Source organism: Bacillus sp. FSL K6-6038 (assembly GCF_038050455.1).
Lineage (GTDB): Bacteria > Bacillota > Bacilli > Bacillales > Bacillaceae_G > Bacillus_A > Bacillus_A pseudomycoides.
In genome coordinates, this window is record NZ_JBBOUH010000001.1 from 1180764 (window position 1) to 1198794 (window position 18031).

The window sequence follows — 18031 nt, forward strand, 5'->3', positions numbered from 1 at the left end:
ATCACAATGTAGAACAAAATTATCGTTGTATTAGGAAGCTGTTTAAAGTGCTCATGTTATTTTCCGAATAATTAGTTTTCCCGAGAGTTATAATGATATATTAAATAAAAAGGAGATGGGTTAAATAATGAGATATACACTTAAAGACCTTATAAATATAAACGAGTTCAAGAACATAACAGAACAATTTTATAATTTAACTAAAGTTCCATACTGTCTCCTCGATAATAATCAAAATGTTATATTTTTCAAAGGCGAACCTTTTTTTTATAATCAAAAAAGCAAATTGTTCAAAGAAACTCATATTCCCATCGTTATTGAACAGGAGCATATAGGGACCTTTGTTATTGGGACAAGTATTAATAAAGAGGTTATTGTAGATTCTCAGATAACACCTTTTAAATGTATTGTAAATCTCATTGAAGAGATGGCAACTCAACAATTATACTTAAAAAATTTTCATGAAAAAAATTCACAAATAAAAACCGTAACACAACATGATGAAAATCATTTATATAGCATATTACAAAATATGCCGATTATGATTAATGCTCTTGATGAAAAAGGAAGTATTATTATGTGGAATCGAGAATGTGAATTAGTAACTGGATATAGTGCAGATGAAATTATTAACAATCCTACAGCAATAGAATTGCTACACCCTGATAAAGCTTATAGAGATCAGTTATGTAACGATTTATTAAAAAATGGAAATGATTTTAGGGATTGGGAAGTGAACATAACTTGTAAAAATGGTGAGATAAAAACTATCATGTGGTCAAATATATTACAGAGTATTCCTATTTTAGGATGGAATATTGGAGCAATTGGGATTGATATAACCAACCGTAAGAGAATGGAAGAAAATCTTAAACAAACATCGGCTGAACTGGAATTAATTTTTAAAGCAATTCCTGATTTATACTTTTTGTCAGACCTTGATGGGACCATTAGGAAGTGTAAAACTAATTCTATATCTAAATTTTATGTTCAAATCGAAGAATTTATAGGGAAAAAAATTCAAGAGGTATTACCTGTTTCTATAACAAAGCAATTTGAGAAAGCTATTAATCAAATACAAATTTCAGCTGTTCCGGTTTTAATAGATTATCCTCTACAATTAGATGATGAAATTTATTATTTTGAAGCGAGACTTTTACCGCTTTTTAAGGATAAAATTATGATTATTGTACGTGATATTACAGAACGTAAAAAAACAACGGAATTATTAAAAAAATCAGATACCCTTAAAGCAGTAGGGCAATTGGCAGCTGGAATTGCTCATGAAGTTCGTAACCCTTTAACAGTAATTAAAGGGTTCATGCAATTATTACAACAAGAAGCAGGAGAAGACAAGGAATATTTTAGGCTAATATTTTCTGAAATCAGAGGTATTGAAACAATTCTTCAAGAATTTTTATCTATTGCAAAACCGAACGTTGTAGTATTTGAACCTAAAAATCTTTGTACTATATTAGATAACGTGGTTGCTTTAATAAGTACGCAAGCAATTATAAAGAATATTCGTATTACATTAAACATGGATTTTGAAAATTTATTGGTTGAATGCTGCGAAATTCAATTAAAACAAGTTTTTTTTAATATTTTACAAAATTCTATTGAAGCTATACAGAATGGTCAAGAAATCACCATTAACGTGAAAAAACATAATAGTACCGAGGTTATGATTTGTATTTCAGATAAAGGAGTAGGTATTCCACCAGAAAGAATTAAAAGGCTAGGGGAACCTTTCTATAGTACAAAAGAAAAGGGAACGGGTGTTGGGCTTATGATTAGTTATCAAATTATTGAAAGTCATGGTGGAAAAATAAACATAAGAAGCCAAGTAGGGAAAGGAACCACTGTTATAGTATTTTTGCCCATTTATAATAATACGGTTGTTGACTTTAGTTGAAAACTGGATTGATAATTTACAATATGAAGGAAGATAAAGGGCGTTTTTGGGGATATAAATTTATCCCGCTATTTGCGAGCATTAAGACTCCCACCTCAAGATTCCGAGAGAAGCGAAGAAGATAGGTGGGAGATAACTGCCCGTAAATACCCGATTGGTGAGGGCTAATAATCAGTGGAGGATGAAGAAAACTCCACTGATTAAAGTTGCACTTTATTTCTCAATATGTAACATCCTGTCAAATAATGATAGATTATCATACAATAATAATGAAGGATTTTTACATAAAACTATGGAACTTTAATAAATACATCTCCATATGTCGTATCTACCATTTCCTCTTTACAATAAGCGATGATAAAGTAGAGGTAGGAATATAGCAAAGGGGTAAATTGTAGAATGGATTTTCAAACAATCAAAGAGTATTTTTCAGCAGAAAATATGGATCAGCTTGTAGCTAGTTATCGGGCACTTGGACCGCTCCTTGGTATTAGCTTGCCGATGGTAGAGGCACTTATCCCGGCACTGCCACTTATTTTGTTTGTGATGGCAAATGCAGTTGCCTTCGGGTTTTGGCTTGGTTTTTTGTATTCATGGCTTGGATCGGTTCTTGGTGCATTAATTGTATTTTCAGTTATTCGTCGTTTTGGAAGAAGTCGATTCTTCTCGTTTGTGAATAAACATCCGAAAGTGCGCAAAGCGATGGGATGGATTGAGCGAAAAGGATTCGCACCTATTTTTATATTATTTTGTTTTCCTTTTACGCCGTCTGCACTTATTAATGTTGTGGCTGGTTTATCACGTATTAGTAGACGACAATTTGTGTTAGCGTTAGCGCTTGGAAAGTCAGTCATGATTCTTATTTTAAGTTATATTGGGCATGATTTAACTTCTTTTATCCATAAGCCTGTGAAAACTATTATTGTCATAGGTGTCATTTTTATTTTATGGTATGTCGGTAAGAAGATTGAGGTAAAGCTAGAACTACATTAAGACTAGTCTTCGCTGTAATTACAACTTCATTATAGGAAAAGGGTGAGGGGAGAGGCAGATGAAGCGAGCTTTGAAAAAAGAAGGCCTAGAGTGGATGAGAACGATCTTTATAGGTGTGCTATTAGCTGTTTTTTTTCGAACGTTTTTCTTCTCAACGTATGTTGTAGAGGGAAAGTCAATGATGCCGACACTTCAAGATGGAAATATGCTTGTTGTGAATAAGGTTAGCTATCAAGTTGGGGAGTTGAACCGATTTGATGTTGTCGTGTTTCATGCGAATAAAAAGGAAGACTATGTAAAGCGAATTATCGGTCTACCAGGCGATCGGATTGAATATAAGCATGACAAATTGTATATAAACGGTCAATTTATTGATGAGCCTTATTTGGAAACATATAAGAGGCAAGCGGAAGGCCGGCAGTTGACAGGTGATTTTAAGTTAGAAGAATTAACGAGAGAAAAGGCTGTTCCGAAGGGGTATATTTTTGTGATTGGTGATAATCGTCTCGGCAGTTGGGATAGCAGGCATTTTGGATTTGTAAAAGCAGATACTGTTGTCGGGAAAGTGGATTTACGCTATTGGCCGATTAATGAAGTGCAAACGAATTTTTCAAAAGGATAATGAAAGAGTTTACAGCTTATAGGGAAGGAAAAGACAAGCAGCCTCTGTTTGTCTTTTTTCCTGTCCTATAATACAATGATGACAGCAAACTAACGTTCGTTATGTAAGTGAAAGGTGGGGATTACATGTCGCTTCGATTTGTGATTGGACGAGCTGGAAGTGGAAAAAGTACATTTTGTTTACATGAAGTGCAAGAAGAATTAGGGCAGCGTCCAAGAGGCGAAACAATTTTATATCTTGTACCGGAACAAATGACGTTCCAAACGCAGCAAGCTTTAATAGGTAATGAAGGAGTTAGCGCCTCCATCAGGGCGCAAGTTTTTAGTTTTTCAAGGCTAGCGTGGAAGGTCTTGCAAGAAGTTGGTGGTGCAAGTCGCCTTCATATTGATGAGGCTGGCGTGCATATGTTACTACGTAAAATTGTAGAAGCGCGTAAAGAAGGGTTGTATGTGTTTCAAAAAGCAGCAGAACAAAATGGCTTTTTTGAACATTTAGGCAGCATGATTGCCGAGTTTAAACGTTATAATGTAACGCCATCGAATGTATATGAGATGTGGCAACAGTTAGATGCTCATAGTAGCGGTGATGAGCAAAAATTATTAGCAAATAAAATGTACGATCTTCAGCTTTTATATGATGATTTTGAACGGGCTTTAATTGGTAAATATTTAGATTCAGAAGATTATTTACAGTTGCTTGTAGAAAAGCTTCCGGATTCTGATTATGTAAAGGGCGCAGAAATTTATATAGACGGATTTCATTCATTTTCACCTGGGGAATTAGAGATTATTAGACAGCTCATGATTTGCGGAGCAAGAATAACAATTACGTTAACAGTAGATGAAAAAACATTATCGCAGCCAACAAGTGAACTAGATTTGTTTTATCAAACAGTACTTACGTATGAAAAGGTAAAACAACTGGCACGTGAGGAGAAAATCGCAGTTGAAAGTACAATTTCAATGAGAGAGCAGCCACGTTTTCTTTCGCCAGCATTGGCACATCTAGAAGCTGAGTTTGAATCTCGTCCGTCTAAGAAGTTCCAAAGTGAACCAGACATTACATTATATACAGCGGCAAACTTGCGAGCGGAAGTTGAAGGTGTAGCTAGGGAAATTCGTAGACTTGTTGCGGAAGAGGAGTATCGCTACAGAGATATTACGGTTCTTCTTCGTAATGGAGAAAGCTATTATGATGTAATGAAAACATTGTTTACTGATTACGATATTCCGCACTTTATCGATGAAAAGCGTCCAATGTCACATCATCCATTGATTGAATGCATTCGTTCTGCATTAGAAGTCATTAGTGGGAATTGGCGTTATGATGCTATTTTTCGCTGTATAAAAACGGAATTATTATATCCGTTGGATGTGAGAAAAGAATCAATGCGCGAAGAAATGGATGAGTTTGAAAATTACTGTTTAGCATATGGCGTACAAGGAAAGAGATGGACGGCAGATGAGCCGTGGACGTATCGTCGTTATCGTTCGCTAGATGGAGTAAACGGAATGCAAACAGATAGCGAACGTGAAATGGAAGAGAAAATAAACCGCCTTCGTGATGTGGTAAGGACACCAATTATTCGTTTGCAGAAGCGTTTAAAACGTGCAAGTTCAGTTGTACAAATGTGTGAAGCGGTTTATTTGTTTTTAGAAGAATTAGATGTTCCTAAAAAACTGGAAGATTTGCGTATGCGTGCTGAGGCAGAAGGGAATTTTCTATTTGCAAGTGACCATGATCAAGTTTGGGAAGAAGTAATGAATCTTCTTGATACATTTGTAGAAATGCTTGGTGAGGAAAAGATGTCTCGTTCAATGTTTATCGATGTAATGACAACGGGACTTGAGGCACTTCAATTTGCAAATATCCCGCCTTCTTTAGATCAAGTGCTCATTGCGAACATTGATCGTTCAAGGTTATCGGATATTCGCGCGGCTTTTGTGATTGGTGCGAATGAAGGAATCATTCCGGCAGCCCCTTCAGATGAAGGGATGTTATCGGATGAAGAAAGGGAATTTCTCGTTACAGCTGGTGTAGAATTAGCACCAACAACAAGGCAGACGTTATTAGAAGAGCAATTTGTTATTTATCAAACAGTAACTCGTGCATCTGAGAAGTTATATATTTCTTGTCCCCTTGCGGATGAAGAAGGAAAGACGCTACTTTCATCTAGCTTTATTAAGAAAGTGAAAAGAATGTTTCCTTGTGTTAAAGAAGTATTTGTAACGAATGATGTGAATGATTTATCTCGTCAGGTACAAATTTCGTATGTAGCAACGCCAGAGGTTACCTTGTCATATGTAACGCAGCAATTACAAAATTGGAAACGATATGGTTTTGAAGGGAACCTTGATTTTTGGTGGGATGTTTACAACTTCTATGTTACATCGCCCGAGTGGAAGCAAAAAAGTAGTCGTGTACTATCTAGTTTATTTTATCGAAACCGTGCGCAGAAGCTTAGCTCAGTTGTAAGTAGAGATCTATACGGAGATAAAATTAAAGGAAGCGTCTCTCGCATGGAATTATTTAATCGATGCGCATATGCTCATTTTGCGCAGCATGGATTATCGCTGAGAGAGCGTGATATTTTCAAGTTAGATGCACCGGATATCGGTGAATTATTCCATGCAGCATTAAAGAAAATTGCAGACAAGTTACTTAGGGAAAATCGTACTTGGGCTGATTTATCGATAAAAGAGTGTGAGCATCTTTCTGCTGTAGTAATTGAAGAAATCGCACCGTTATTACAAAGACAAATTTTATTAAGTTCTAATCGGAATTATTATTTGAAACAAAAGTTACAGCAAATCATTTTCCGTACGTCACTTATCCTTCGTGAACATGCGAAGTCCAGTGGGTTTGTGCCAGTTGATTTAGAGGTTCCATTTGGTATGGGCGGGACAGGCTCACTTCCGCCGATGGAGTTTTCGTTGCCGAACGGTGTGAAAATGGAAGTTGTTGGCCGGATTGACCGTGTAGATAAAGCGGAAGACGAAAATGGTACCTTCCTTCGCATTATTGATTATAAATCGAGTACAAAAGCTTTAGATTTAACAGAAGTATATTATGGGTTAGCACTTCAAATGTTAACGTATTTAGACGTTGTTATTTCAAATGCGAATACGTGGATGAAAAAAGATGGAACGGCATCACCTGCTGGCGTTTTATATTTCCATATCCATAATCCGATTGTGGAGATGAAGGGCGATGCTTCAGAAGAAGAGATTGAAAAGGAAATTTTAAAGAAATTTAAAATGAAAGGTCTCGTACTAGGAGATGCGGATGTTGTTCGATTGATGGATAACAAGCTTTCAACGGGAAGTTCAGACATTATTTCTGCAGGTCTGAAAAAAGATGGTAGCTTTAGTGCACGTTCTAGTATTGCAAGTGAGCAAGAATTTACAACTTTACAGCAATATGTACATCATACATTTGAAAATATCGGGAAAGACATTACAGAAGGTGTTATTGATATCGCACCGTATAAAATGGGGAACAAAGCAGCTTGTACATTCTGTAATTTCCGTTCTGTTTGTCAGTTTGATGAATCACTTGAAGATAATCAGTTTCGCACGTTAAAAGATATGAAAGATAGTGAAGCGATGGAGAAAATGAGAGAGGAGGTTGGCGGAGAATGATAGAGAATTGGCCAAAGAAACCTGAAGGTAGTCAATGGACAGATGATCAATGGAAGGCAGTTGCCCGAGATGGCCGTGATATTTTAGTAGCGGCGGCAGCGGGATCGGGAAAGACAGCGGTACTTGTAGAAAGAATTATTCGCAAAATTATTAATGCCGAGAATCCAGTAGATGTGGATCGTTTGCTTGTCGTAACGTTTACAAATGCAGCGGCACAAGAGATGAAAAATAGAATTGGTGAAGCGTTAGAAAAAGTATTAATTGATGAGCCAGGATCAGGGCATGTTCGGAAACAGCTCAGCTTATTAAATAAAGCATCAATTTCAACCATTCACTCGTTCTGTTTACAAGTGATTCGAACGTACTATTATATGCTCGACGTTGATCCGCGTTTTCGCATTGCTAATCAGACGGAAAATGAATTATTAAAAGAAGAAGTATTAGATGACATATTAGAAGAGGAATATGGAATCGAAGGAAATGACATTTTCTTTGAACTAGTTGATCGATATACGAGCGATCGTAGTGATAATGACCTGCAGCGTATGATTTTAGCGCTTCATACGGAATCGAGGGCGCATCCAGATCCAGAGAAGTGGCTGGATAAGCTTGTCGAAGCATATGATGTGGAAGGGAAATCAATTGAAGACTTAACGTATGCAACTTATTTATTAGAAGATGTGAAGTTTCAGCTGGAAACTGCTGAAAAGCATATTCGGAAAGCAATTGAGTTGGCTATGCTTCCGGATGGGCCAGCGCCCCGCATTGAGACATTACAAGCAGACCTTGTGTTACTCGGGACGTTATCTAGTGCAGCACATCAGTCTTGGACAAGTGTATATGAAGCGATGCAAAATGTTTCGTGGCAAACGTTAAAGCGTATTAAAAAGAGTGATTACAATGAAGAGATTATCAAACAAGTAGATTCACTTAGAAATAAAGCGAAAGATGAAGTGAAGAAGCTACAAGAAGAGTTGTTTGGCCGGAAACCAGAAAGCTTTTTACGTGATTTCAAGGATATGCACCCTGTACTAGAAAAGCTTGTTCAGATTGTAAAAGTATTTACTGAGCGTTTTCAAACGATAAAGCGTGATAAAGGAATGGTTGATTTCACAGATTTAGAGCATTTTTGCTTACAAATTTTAAGTGAACGTACAAATGATGGCGAGCTTCGTCCATCACCAGTTGCGCTTCAATATCGGAATAAATTTGCCGAAGTACTTGTCGATGAATATCAAGATACGAACTTTGTGCAGGAGTCAATTATTAAGTTTGTAACGAAAGACTCTGAACAAGAAGGTAATCTGTTTATGGTCGGCGACGTAAAACAGTCGATATACCGATTCCGATTAGCAGAGCCTGGCTTATTTCTAGGAAAGTATAAACGTTTTACACCTGAAGGAATAGACGGCGGGATGAAGATTGATTTAGCCAAAAACTTCCGCAGTCGTCATGAAGTACTAGCAGGTACGAACTTTATTTTTAAACAAATTATGGGCGAAACTGTCGGGGAAATCGATTACGATGCTGATGCTGAACTAAAGTTAGGTGCGAGCTACCCAGAAGGAGAAGATGTAGCAGCCGAACTGTTATGTATTCATCAGTCTGAGGAAGAAGAATCGGTAGAGGGAGAAGACGGTGTAGAAGTAGAAAAAGCACAGCTTGAAGCACGTTTAATGGCGCAGCGAATTAAAGCGATGGTTGATTCAGGTTATGAAGTATATGATCGTAAAACAGATAGCATGCGCCCTGTGAAATACCGTGACTTTGTCATTTTACTTCGCTCGATGCCGTGGGCTCCGCAAATTATGGAAGAGTTAAAATTACAAGGCATTCCTGTTTACGCTGAGCTCGCGACAGGTTATTTTGAAGCGACAGAAGTGACCGTTATGATGAATGTGTTTCGGGTAATTGATAATTCGATGCAAGATATTCCGCTTGCTGCTGTGCTTCGTTCCCCGATTGTTGGGTTAAATGATGAAGAGCTTGCGATGTTACGTGCTCATGAGAAAAAAGGCTCGTTTTATGAAGTGATGCGTTCCTTCTTACAAGGCGCGCCGCTTGAAGAAGCGGCAGAATTACACGGGAAATTACAATGGTTCTATAATCTCTTGCAAGGGTGGCGTGAATTTGCGCGCCAGCAGTCTCTTTCTGATTTAATTTGGAAAGTATATCGTGAGACAGGTTATTACGATTTCGTTGGTGGTCTTCCAGCGGGAAAACAGCGTCAAGCTAACTTACGCGTACTATATGATCGCGCAAGGCAGTACGAAGCAACATCTTTCCGCGGTTTATTCCGTTTCCTTCGCTTTATTGAACGTATTTTAGAGCGCGGGGATGATATGGGAACAGCGAGAGCGCTTAGTGAACAAGAAGATGTGGTTCGAATTATGACGATTCATAAAAGTAAAGGGTTAGAGTTCCCAGTTGTATTTGTAGCGGGGCTTGGGCGCCGTTTTAATACACAAGATTTAATGAAACGATTCTTATTACACAAAGATTTCGGTTTTGGATCACAGTTTATTGATCCTCGTAAACGAATTAAATATACAACGTTATCACAACTGGCCATTAAACGTAAAATGAAGATGGAACTAATTGCGGAAGAGATGCGCGTATTATATGTTGCTCTAACGCGTGCAAAAGAAAAACTGATTTTAATTGGTACGGTGAAAGATAAAGAAAAAGAAATTGAAAAGTGGCTTGACTCGCGTGAACATACAGATTGGTTGTTACCGGATTACGTTCGTGCAGGAGCATCTTGTTACTTAGATTGGATTGCACCGTCACTATATAGACATCGTGATAGCGAAATGCTTCTTGAACTTGGACAAGGAAATATACCAAATGAAATTTATGAATACGATGCGAGCTGGAAAGTGGAAGTGGTTGATGGTAGCACTTTACTTGCACCGGAACCAGTACAAGAAGAAAAGCAAGAATTGTTAGAAGCGCTTCGTGAGAAAAAACCTGTTCCTCTAGAAAGTGAACGAAAAGAAGAGGTGTATGCTCGTTTAACTTGGGAATATGCGTATGAAGGTGCAACAGCGCATCGGGCGAAGCAGTCTGTTACTGAGATAAAGCGGAATTATCAATCGGAAGATGGAAGTGATAATGCCTTCATTAAAAAACTTCGTACTCCTATAAAAACGCGTCCTCGTTTTATGGAGAAAAAGGGGTTAACTTATGCTGAACGGGGGACAGCTGTTCACGCCGTAATGCAACATGTTAACTTACAAAAACCGATCACGCTTGAAACCGTTCAAGAGCAAATTGCGGAAATGGTAAATAAAGAGTTACTAACATTTGAGCAAGCAGAAGAAATTGCGATTAATCGAATTGTAGCATTTTTTGATACGGATCTTGGTAAGCGTGTGTTAGCTGCGAAAAGTGTAGAACGTGAAGTGCCGTTTACGATGATGCTTTCAGCGGAAGAGGCGTATCAAGATTGGCAAAATCAGAGCAGAGAATCTGTACTTGTCCAAGGGGTTATCGATTGTATGATAGAAGAGGAAGACGGAGTTGTATTAATCGATTTTAAAACAGATACAATTGAAGGAAAGTTCCCAGGTGGATTCGATCAAGCAAAGCCGATTTTAGCAGAACGTTATAAAGTACAGCTTTCATTATATGCGAAAGCGTTAGAGAAAAGTTTACATCATCCAGTGAAAGAAAAGTGCTTATATTTCTTTGATGGAAATCACATAGTACATGTTGATTAACAAAGTAAGTGAAACATACATCAAAGTATAAATGTGAAAAAGGGGAAAGATGTAACTCTAGGAAGGGAGTATGTAAAATGGTAACTTCCAAAAAAAGTTTAAGAACTTGTGATAATAGACACCAATACTATAAAAGTAGCGATTGTCCTTCTTGCCCGATCTGTGAGAAAGAACGAAAACCGGAAAGTGGATTTCTTTCACTTCTCTCGGCACCAGCAAGAAGAGCATTGGAACACAATGAAATAACTTCTTTGCAGCAGCTCTCAAAATGTAGTGAGAAAGAGATTTTACAACTGCACGGTATGGGGCCAGCATCTTTACCTAAACTTAGAACTGCTTTGAAGGAAAGTGGGTTATCATTCAAAGGCTAAACAATAAGAATGATTACACTTATTGAAGCGCGAACAAGAAAATCAAAAGAAAGAAAAAAGTAGGAGAACAATTCTCCTACTTTTTTTAAGCCGTTCCAATTTGATCTTGATCTGCAACATCTGAATCGAATGTATTTGTTGCGCTGACACCGTTAAATGTATTAACAACAAAAGCAACATTTGATGCTCCTGAACCGTTATATGCCTTTGTATTTTCCTTAGGAGAGACATTATAGAAGTCACCTAAGTTAAAAGAGCCATTACTATTTTGAACAACGAGGTTTCCAACGACAGAGGGCATGTTATTCACCTACCTAAGCACTTTTCTTTAACATTACTATATGATTTATTTGTTGAAAGGTGCATCTGTGATATATTGGCGGATTTGGAGAATACGTGAATTATTAAATGCGTAGTCAACGGAGCCAATTTGAAAGCAAGCAGCATTTAATAAGGAACGAATCGTAACATCATTGACTTCAATAAAGGGACATTCATTTATAATATTCATTTTGACATCAGTTGATCGGGTGGGAATTGTGATTTCATCATCTGTAAAGATTTCATAAGCATCTAATTTTCCTTCGCCTTTTAAATAGTAAGGAATTTCACGGTGTACAATAAGCGCTCGGCTTTTTAATTCCATCTGTTTTGCGTCGCCAACTTGAAAAACACCAGCAATCCCCATAGAAATAACTTTGGATTGATGAACAACTGAAATGTGCTGAAGCATAAAGCTCCCTCCTTAACCTGGAGTAGTAGGCACGTCAGTTACGAGAGGTATAAATGGACCCCCAGTAACTGATTCGAAAGGTGTATCGAGAATAGAAGAGAGAATGAGAAGGTTCGCATCACCGATTAAAAAAAGTGCAGATGAAGATACCCCGTTCATTTTAATCTGACCAACTTTCATTTCACGATTAATCACGTTAAAATTCATATAAACTTACTCCTTTCGAAAATTGTTCGGTATGTGCTGAATAAAGGAAAGGAATGCTTTATCAATATCTTGTTTCATAGCTTGAATAATTGCATCTTTCATATACTGAGGATCTGATGTAATCTCTTCATACGGTTGTACTTGTGATAAATAGTAAGGAAGGCGATGCTCCATTTGTTTTTTTATATCATCAATCATCATTTGTCGATACATATCATCGAGTGGTGTCCGCTGTTCTTGTTCAAAATGAAGAATTCTATTATATGCTTCTTCATCTAAATAGCGATGCATTTCTTGAATAATGCCTTGATAAAAATCAGGAGTTGTTTGTGTTTCTGGATTTACTTTTAATGTTTCTGTATCTACTTGAAAATCTTCAATTTGTTGTCCTTTCGTTGCGAATGGATTTAAGCCGATATTTAACGTACCATTTAAGTTTTCTACTTTTAATTGATCGAATTTATATTCTACTTTTCCTATAGAAGAGGAGGGCCGGCCTTTTAGTTCATCAAGTTCTTCCCTTAATGTCCGTACTTGCTCTTCTAATGCATGAATTGCTTCTTGTTGTTTTTGAAGAACTTGTTGAAATTGTTGTAGGTAAATATATACATCTTGATTCACTGTGTGAAGCCTCCTTTTTGAACAGGGAGGTGTGTTTCTGGGTGTTCTACATATATCCACTTTGATTTTCCAACATATAAGTTGTTGCTATGAAGAACAAAAGATGACCTGTATGCGTTTTTTCTCTTTGTTTTTACTTGGAATGGGACAGGAAAAGGATTTGACCGCTTCTATGCATGGCCGGATGCTCTCTCCCACCTAAAAAGAATGGTTTTATGTCGGTTTTTCAATTTGTATTTATATATGTTTATGACATAAAGAGCTTAAGAAGAACCCATCATCGGTTTAATAGAAATAATTTGTCCTTTTGATTTCAAGGGGCGAAGTGGCGCTGTAAATCCACCGGTATTGGAAAATTTAGATAATGCTTTAATGCTGCCGGCACTTCCAATTTGAAAAACGGAGGATGTTGTAATGCTCTCAATTCTTATATTGTTAATGATAATACTTTGCTGTACATAAAAGTTCACTTGCGAATCGCCTCCTTTAGTTGGATCCAATTATAGCTTGATCGATTATGTCTGTATCATTGACTGTTGTCGCATTTTGATAATTGTATACTGAAATATTTTCACCAACATTAAAAGAACCAGCTCCTGCAAAAGCACGTGAGTAACTAATCGGTCTAATTGCAAATACATCTCCAACATGAAAAATACCACTTGATCCAATGTTAACGATATGAATATGTCCAACCATCGCTGGCATAGCAAACACCTTTCATAAATAAAATTTTTCTTGCTGTTATTATGCGTGTTCTATATGAAAAATCAAGATCCTTTTCTATTATTGTATGGGCGTTTTCATTAAAATGTGTCTTTTTTCAAATAAAAGACACACACTTCATTGTGTGTGTTCGTCTATAGTATAAGTTGAGGTAAAATCCGCTTTCAAAAGCCAAACCACATTTAAGAGCCTGTCCAGTTCTTGGCTACAATCCACTGTTTTTTGAGAAGTTATTCCGTAACGTTCAGCAAAATACATCATTTTCTCACGTTTTTTTTCAATCGCTTGCTCAAACATAGAATCGGCTCCATCTCTTTATAAATTTTAAGTATATATGTAGTACATATTATACAAAAGTTCCATAAAAAAGAAATAGCTTCGATAAAAAAAGTAAAAATTCTACATTTTATTCCAAAATAACATCGGACAGTGTGAAAAATGAAGAATCTTGTAAAAATTAAAATGTATTGGCAGGTTTTTTTTAAAGGAATGCGAATACAATTACATTGTATGAGTTTTAGGATGGAGAGTGGAAATCATGCGGTTTGTTACAGTGAAGAAGGAAGAGAAAGTATTTGTTGGCATTGTGGATGAGTATGAAGAAAAAGTGCTGCATATTAGAGAAGCACAGCGGCAAAAAGGCGAAAAGATTACAGTTCCTATTACAATGCTAGAGTGTATCGAAAAAGGAAATGCTTTTATTGAAAAGGTGGTAGAAATTATAAATTGGGCAAAGGAAAATGAAACGACGGCGTATTATCCATTGCAAGATGTTAAAATATTAGCACCTATTCCAAGACCAAGAAAGAATATTCTTTGCGTCGGAAAAAACTATCGTGATCATGCGATAGAGATGGGTGGAGAAGAGTCTATTCCGAAAGATATCATGATTTTCACAAAGGCGCCGACGACGGTTATCGGGAATGGAGAGAAAATTCACAGTCATCCGCATGCAACGAGTGAACTAGATTATGAAGGAGAACTCGCAATTGTGATTGGGAAACGCGGAAAACAAATTGCAAAAGATAAGGCGCTTGAATATGTTTTCGGTTATACAATTGTAAATGACATAACTGCTCGAGATATTCAAAGAAAACATAAACAATTTTTCTTAGGAAAAAGTTTTGATACATTTTGCCCAATGGGGCCGTATTTAGTTCATAAGACGGCTATTGAAACCCCGAATCAATTAGATATTGAAACAAGAGTGAACGGAGAGGTTCGGCAAACTTCAAATACTGCAAATATGATATTTTCAATAGAAGATATTATTTCTATCGTAAGTAAAGGGATGACGTTAGAGCCTGGGGATATTATTGCGACTGGAACACCAGCGGGAGTTGGGAAAGGGTTTATACCACCTAAATTTCTAAGCGCTGGTGATGAAGTGACAATAACGGTGCAGCATGTTGGAACGCTTCAAAACCTGGTCAAATAGTACGTTATATATTTGGCTCATCCCTATTCTATTTGCATTTCATAATGCTGAGGAATATTATTTTTTCCCTGAAATGAAATATTTCCAACCGATTCGTATGGAAGAAAGCGCGGGGCAAAAACAATATTTCTTCATTGCATTATGTTTGTTAACAAGCATTGTCTTTCTGCTTGTGTGTATTCATTCTATATTTAAAAAGAAAGTCACGCTTTATATATTGCTCGTTATACAAGCGATGATTTTTATGAATGGGTTGTTTCATATCACTGGGGCAATTTTGACAGAAAGATATGTTCCAGGATTGGTAACGGCAGTGATATTCATTATACCTTTTTCATTTTTTTGGTTTCGGAAAGGGATAAGAAATGATTGGTGGGAATTGAAACATGTGATTGTCTCCTGTATAGCAGGTGTGTTGCTTCTATTTCCGGTTATCGTTGGGATATTACTTTTCTCAAAAATGATTGTTTCATGAAACAAGCTGCCTCGTAAGAGGCAGCTTGTTTTGATTAAGATAATACCGCTTTAATTTTTTGGAATGCCCACTCTAGGTCTTCCTCAGAAATAACAAGAGGTGGTGCGATACGAATTACATTTTCATGTGTTTCTTTACATAATAAACCCGCTTCTTTTAATTTTTCGCAATATGGACGAGCAGGCTCGTTCAATTCGATTCCGATAAATAATCCTTTACCACGGATTTCTGTGATCATAGGATTATCAATTTCTTTTAATTGTCCTACTAATTTTTCACCTAATTGAAGAGAACGCTCTGTTAATTTCTCATCTAATAATACGTCAAGAGCTGCAATAGAAACAGCACATGCAAGTGGATTACCACCGAATGTAGAGCCGTGAGAACCTGGTTCGAATACGCCTAAAATATCACGATTTGCTGCAACGCAAGAAATTGGGAATACGCCGCCGCCAAGTGCTTTACCAAGTATGTACATGTCAGGAATTATGTTGTCCCAATCACATGCAAATAGTTTACCAGTACGCCCTAAACCAGTTTGAATTTCGTCAGCTACAAATAAAACGTTTTCTTTTTTACATACATCGTATGCTTCTTTTAGGAATCCAGCTGGTGGAATGTTAATTCCTGCTTCTCCTTGAATTGGTTCTAAAATAAATGCAGCTGTATTTGGTGTAATTGCAGCTTTTAATGCTTCTAAATCACCGTAAGGAATCACAATAATGCCAGGAAGCATTGGTCCGAAGCCACGTTTGTATTCTTCATTGGATGACATGGAAACTGCCCCCATTGTACGACCATGGAAGTTATCTTCACAAACGATAATTTCAGCTCTATTTTCTTCTACCTTTTTCACATCATATGCCCAGCGACGTGCTGTTTTGATTGCGGTTTCAACAGCTTCCGCACCTGTATTCATTGGAAGTACCATATTTTTATTTGTTAATTCCGCTACTTTTTCGTACCAAGGACCTAATTGATCACTATGGAAGGCACGTGAAGTTAACGTAACACGGTTTGCTTGTTCAATTAAAGCGTCAATAATTTTCGGATGACGGTGTCCTTGGTTTACCGCAGAATATGCACTAAGTAAGTCCATGTAGCGGTTTCCTTCAGGATCTTCTACCCAAACTCCTTCTGCTTTCGAAATTACGATTGGTAGCGGATGATAGTTGTGAGCTCCATATGTGTCTGTTAGTTCGATAATATCTTTTGTTTGAATCATGATTGTTCCCCCTTTTGTTATTACAAGAAGTTTATAAATACTCTAAATATTATATCATTTAAATGTAAAAAAGCGAAATATTTCCTGAAAAGAAGTGGACATGGTATCATATAAAGTGAAGAAGTGTGAAAAGAGGAGGTTGGGATATCGTGACAACACACATGCATATTACAGCATGGGCATTAGGGATTATTTTATTCTTTGTGGCGTATTCTATGTATACGGCAGGAAGAAAAGGTAAAGGCGTACATATGGGGCTTCGTCTTGTGTATATCATCATCATTGTAACGGGTTTCTTACTGTATCAAAGCATTATGAAAACAGCAACAGGGAACATGCATATGTGGTATGGCCTAAAAATGTTAGTTGGCGTTTGGGTTATTGCTGCAATGGAAATGGTTCTTGTGAAAACAAGTAAGAAGAAACCAGCAGGGGCGTTTTGGGTTCAATTTATTATTGCGCTTGTTATTGTACTATATCTTGGATTACGATTACCGATGGGATTTTCACCATTTGCGTAAAATAAAACCATCTTATTTTTCTGTAAAGGAGAATAAGATGGTTTTTGTTTAATGGTTTGTCAAATTTGAACTTATATGAAATGAAATACATTTATGAGGTTTGATTACGGAAAAGATAGAGATGAGGTATAGCTATTGTAACAAAAATAAGAAGAATCGCTCGTTCTATAGAGAATGAGTGATTCTTCTTATTTTTGTATTCACGTAGATTCTATATGTAGTTGTTCCCCGTTTGTTTTTGTAAATTGAAATATATTTTTATTACAAGTGGAATAACGAACGTAATGATGGTGCAACGAGCAAATCATTTCTTCGTTATCAAATAATAGCAGGTTTACACCTTCACAAGGCCCTTCTTTCGGCTGAAACGATAAGAAATTATGACAATATATACAGTCATATAAAGAATAATTGAAGGATTGCAATGTTTCTGCAAATAACGCAAAAGCGGAATCGGATAGTTCTTCTAACCATTCATGATAACTGAGTAGTAATTTTTTACGAATTCGTATCATTTCACCATTTTGCAATGGATGATGTTCATTTGCAATTTGTAATATGTTTTGTTCGTAGAATCTTGCCGGTAGCCAATTGTTGTTATATAAAACTTCAAATCCATCTTCAATAATATCCTCAAGCAAAAATGCTTCATCATTTTCATCATCAAAGAATATCCATTCATTGTTTATATATTCCACATTCCCAATTGTATGAGCACGCGGTTGATTATACAAAATATGTTTGCGTTGTTTCATTCGTGATTTCTCCTTTTATAGAAGTAGTTATTCCTGTTATGGACAGTTCAGGCATTCTTTATAACT

The 18031-nt window shown here is 36.7% G+C and carries 18 protein-coding genes; 9 read left to right on the forward strand and 9 right to left on the reverse strand.

All coding sequences use genetic code 11. The features are described 5' to 3' along the window. Nucleotides 1-127: 127 nt before the first annotated feature. The 6 genes from NSQ40_RS06000 (at nt 128) to NSQ40_RS06025 (ending at nt 11264) form a co-directional block, all read left to right on the forward strand. Nucleotides 128-1915 carry a PAS domain-containing sensor histidine kinase gene (locus NSQ40_RS06000; RefSeq protein ID WP_097787221.1) on the forward strand — a complete coding sequence of 596 codons (1788 nt, stop codon included), beginning with the start codon at nt 128-130 and terminating at the stop codon, nt 1913-1915. 399 nt (nt 1916-2314) lie between these two features. Continuing rightward, nucleotides 2315-2908 carry a TVP38/TMEM64 family protein gene (locus tag NSQ40_RS06005; RefSeq protein ID WP_003195862.1) on the forward strand — a complete coding sequence of 198 codons (594 nt, stop codon included), beginning with the start codon at nt 2315-2317 and terminating at the stop codon, nt 2906-2908. 58 nt (nt 2909-2966) lie between these two features. After that, nucleotides 2967-3530, forward strand: a complete 564-nt coding sequence (lepB, locus tag NSQ40_RS06010) for a signal peptidase I (RefSeq protein ID WP_098158814.1) — start codon at nt 2967-2969, stop codon at nt 3528-3530. Between the two features lie 125 nt (nt 3531-3655). Then, nucleotides 3656-7171, forward strand: a complete 3516-nt coding sequence (addB, locus tag NSQ40_RS06015) for a helicase-exonuclease AddAB subunit AddB (protein ID WP_098125539.1) — start codon at nt 3656-3658, stop codon at nt 7169-7171. After that, nucleotides 7168-10893 (forward strand): helicase-exonuclease AddAB subunit AddA, encoded by a 3726-nt coding sequence (gene addA / locus NSQ40_RS06020; protein WP_258248178.1) that lies wholly within the window; start codon nt 7168-7170, stop codon nt 10891-10893. The genes addB and addA overlap by 4 nt, the downstream gene beginning before the upstream one ends. 77 nt (nt 10894-10970) lie before the next feature. Continuing rightward, nucleotides 10971-11264 carry an RNA polymerase alpha subunit C-terminal domain-containing protein gene (locus NSQ40_RS06025; RefSeq protein ID WP_003195866.1) on the forward strand — a complete coding sequence of 98 codons (294 nt, stop codon included), beginning with the start codon at nt 10971-10973 and terminating at the stop codon, nt 11262-11264. 85 nt (nt 11265-11349) lie between these two features. Here the strand turns inward: NSQ40_RS06025 and gerPF are convergent, their stop codons facing one another. From gerPF to NSQ40_RS06060, 7 genes are all read right to left on the reverse strand, one after another. Then, entirely contained in the window at nt 11350-11565 is a 216-nt protein-coding gene (gene gerPF / locus NSQ40_RS06030; protein WP_003195867.1) for a spore germination protein GerPF, read from the reverse strand. 45 nt (nt 11566-11610) lie between these two features. Further along, nucleotides 11611-11997, reverse strand: a complete 387-nt coding sequence (locus tag NSQ40_RS06035) for a spore germination protein GerPE (RefSeq protein WP_098125537.1) — start codon at nt 11995-11997, stop codon at nt 11611-11613. Nucleotides 11998-12009: 12 nt separating this feature from the next. Beyond that, nucleotides 12010-12204 (reverse strand): spore gernimation protein GerPD, encoded by a 195-nt coding sequence (locus NSQ40_RS06040; protein WP_098125536.1) that lies wholly within the window; start codon nt 12202-12204, stop codon nt 12010-12012. 6 nt (nt 12205-12210) lie between these two features. Continuing rightward, nucleotides 12211-12825, reverse strand: a complete 615-nt coding sequence (locus NSQ40_RS06045; RefSeq protein WP_098125535.1) for a spore germination protein GerPC — start codon at nt 12823-12825, stop codon at nt 12211-12213. Between the two features lie 263 nt (nt 12826-13088). After that, entirely contained in the window at nt 13089-13295 is a 207-nt protein-coding gene (locus tag NSQ40_RS06050) for a spore germination protein GerPB (RefSeq protein WP_098102085.1), read from the reverse strand. A gap of 16 nt (nt 13296-13311) precedes the next feature. Next, a complete protein-coding gene (locus tag NSQ40_RS06055) occupies nt 13312-13533 on the reverse strand; it encodes a spore germination protein (RefSeq protein WP_006093916.1) in 222 nt (73 codons plus the stop codon). A gap of 135 nt (nt 13534-13668) precedes the next feature. After that, nucleotides 13669-13848 carry an aspartyl-phosphate phosphatase Spo0E family protein gene (locus NSQ40_RS06060; RefSeq protein ID WP_003206142.1) on the reverse strand — a complete coding sequence of 60 codons (180 nt, stop codon included), beginning with the start codon at nt 13846-13848 and terminating at the stop codon, nt 13669-13671. Nucleotides 13849-14089: 241 nt separating this feature from the next. Between NSQ40_RS06060 and NSQ40_RS06065 the strand changes: the two genes are divergently transcribed. Both NSQ40_RS06065 and NSQ40_RS06070 read left to right on the forward strand, forming a co-directional pair. Further along, complete coding sequence (locus NSQ40_RS06065) at nt 14090-14989, forward strand: fumarylacetoacetate hydrolase family protein (RefSeq protein ID WP_003195873.1); 900 nt, start codon at nt 14090-14092, stop codon at nt 14987-14989. Then, entirely contained in the window at nt 14958-15464 is a 507-nt protein-coding gene (locus NSQ40_RS06070; RefSeq protein WP_033795951.1) for an HXXEE domain-containing protein, read from the forward strand. The genes NSQ40_RS06065 and NSQ40_RS06070 overlap by 32 nt, the downstream gene beginning before the upstream one ends. 34 nt (nt 15465-15498) lie before the next feature. Here NSQ40_RS06070 and rocD read toward each other — a convergent pair whose 3' ends face one another. Next, nucleotides 15499-16689, reverse strand: coding sequence for an ornithine aminotransferase (rocD, locus tag NSQ40_RS06075; protein WP_003195875.1), 1191 nt, complete (start codon nt 16687-16689; stop codon nt 15499-15501). Nucleotides 16690-16850: 161 nt separating this feature from the next. On the opposite strand from rocD, the gene NSQ40_RS06080 reads away from it, so the two are divergent. Beyond that, nucleotides 16851-17210: a YisL family protein gene (locus NSQ40_RS06080; protein ID WP_003195876.1), complete on the forward strand. Its 360-nt coding sequence runs from the start codon at nt 16851-16853 to the stop codon at nt 17208-17210. Nucleotides 17211-17410: 200 nt separating this feature from the next. Here the strand turns inward: NSQ40_RS06080 and NSQ40_RS06085 are convergent, their stop codons facing one another. Next, on the reverse strand, nt 17411-17965 hold the full coding sequence (locus NSQ40_RS06085; RefSeq protein WP_003195877.1) for a DUF2777 domain-containing protein: 555 nt from the start codon (nt 17963-17965) through the stop codon (nt 17411-17413). Nucleotides 17966-18031: the final 66 nt, after the last annotated feature.

What these genes read in the sequence shown, in the direction of transcription:
- NSQ40_RS06060 (WP_003206142.1), bottom strand. Translation starts at nt 13,848, where the DNA reads ATGTTTGAGCAAGCGATTGAAAAAAAACGTGAGAAAATGATGTATTTT.
- NSQ40_RS06065 (WP_003195873.1), top strand. Translation starts at nt 14,090, where the DNA reads ATGCGGTTTGTTACAGTGAAGAAGGAAGAGAAAGTATTTGTTGGCATT.
- addB (WP_098125539.1), top strand. Translation starts at nt 3,656, where the DNA reads ATGTCGCTTCGATTTGTGATTGGACGAGCTGGAAGTGGAAAAAGTACA.
- addA (WP_258248178.1), top strand. Translation starts at nt 7,168, where the DNA reads ATGATAGAGAATTGGCCAAAGAAACCTGAAGGTAGTCAATGGACAGAT.
- gerPF (WP_003195867.1), bottom strand. Translation starts at nt 11,565, where the DNA reads ATGCCCTCTGTCGTTGGAAACCTCGTTGTTCAAAATAGTAATGGCTCT.
- NSQ40_RS06040 (WP_098125536.1), bottom strand. Translation starts at nt 12,204, where the DNA reads ATGAATTTTAACGTGATTAATCGTGAAATGAAAGTTGGTCAGATTAAA.
- NSQ40_RS06000 (WP_097787221.1), top strand. Translation starts at nt 128, where the DNA reads ATGAGATATACACTTAAAGACCTTATAAATATAAACGAGTTCAAGAAC.
- NSQ40_RS06085 (WP_003195877.1), bottom strand. Translation starts at nt 17,965, where the DNA reads ATGAAACAACGCAAACATATTTTGTATAATCAACCGCGTGCTCATACA.
- lepB (WP_098158814.1), top strand. Translation starts at nt 2,967, where the DNA reads ATGAAGCGAGCTTTGAAAAAAGAAGGCCTAGAGTGGATGAGAACGATC.
- NSQ40_RS06080 (WP_003195876.1), top strand. Translation starts at nt 16,851, where the DNA reads ATGCATATTACAGCATGGGCATTAGGGATTATTTTATTCTTTGTGGCG.
- NSQ40_RS06070 (WP_033795951.1), top strand. Translation starts at nt 14,958, where the DNA reads ATGTTGGAACGCTTCAAAACCTGGTCAAATAGTACGTTATATATTTGG.
- NSQ40_RS06035 (WP_098125537.1), bottom strand. Translation starts at nt 11,997, where the DNA reads ATGCTTCAGCACATTTCAGTTGTTCATCAATCCAAAGTTATTTCTATG.
- rocD (WP_003195875.1), bottom strand. Translation starts at nt 16,689, where the DNA reads ATGATTCAAACAAAAGATATTATCGAACTAACAGACACATATGGAGCT.
- NSQ40_RS06025 (WP_003195866.1), top strand. Translation starts at nt 10,971, where the DNA reads ATGGTAACTTCCAAAAAAAGTTTAAGAACTTGTGATAATAGACACCAA.
- NSQ40_RS06005 (WP_003195862.1), top strand. Translation starts at nt 2,315, where the DNA reads ATGGATTTTCAAACAATCAAAGAGTATTTTTCAGCAGAAAATATGGAT.
- NSQ40_RS06055 (WP_006093916.1), bottom strand. Translation starts at nt 13,533, where the DNA reads ATGCCAGCGATGGTTGGACATATTCATATCGTTAACATTGGATCAAGT.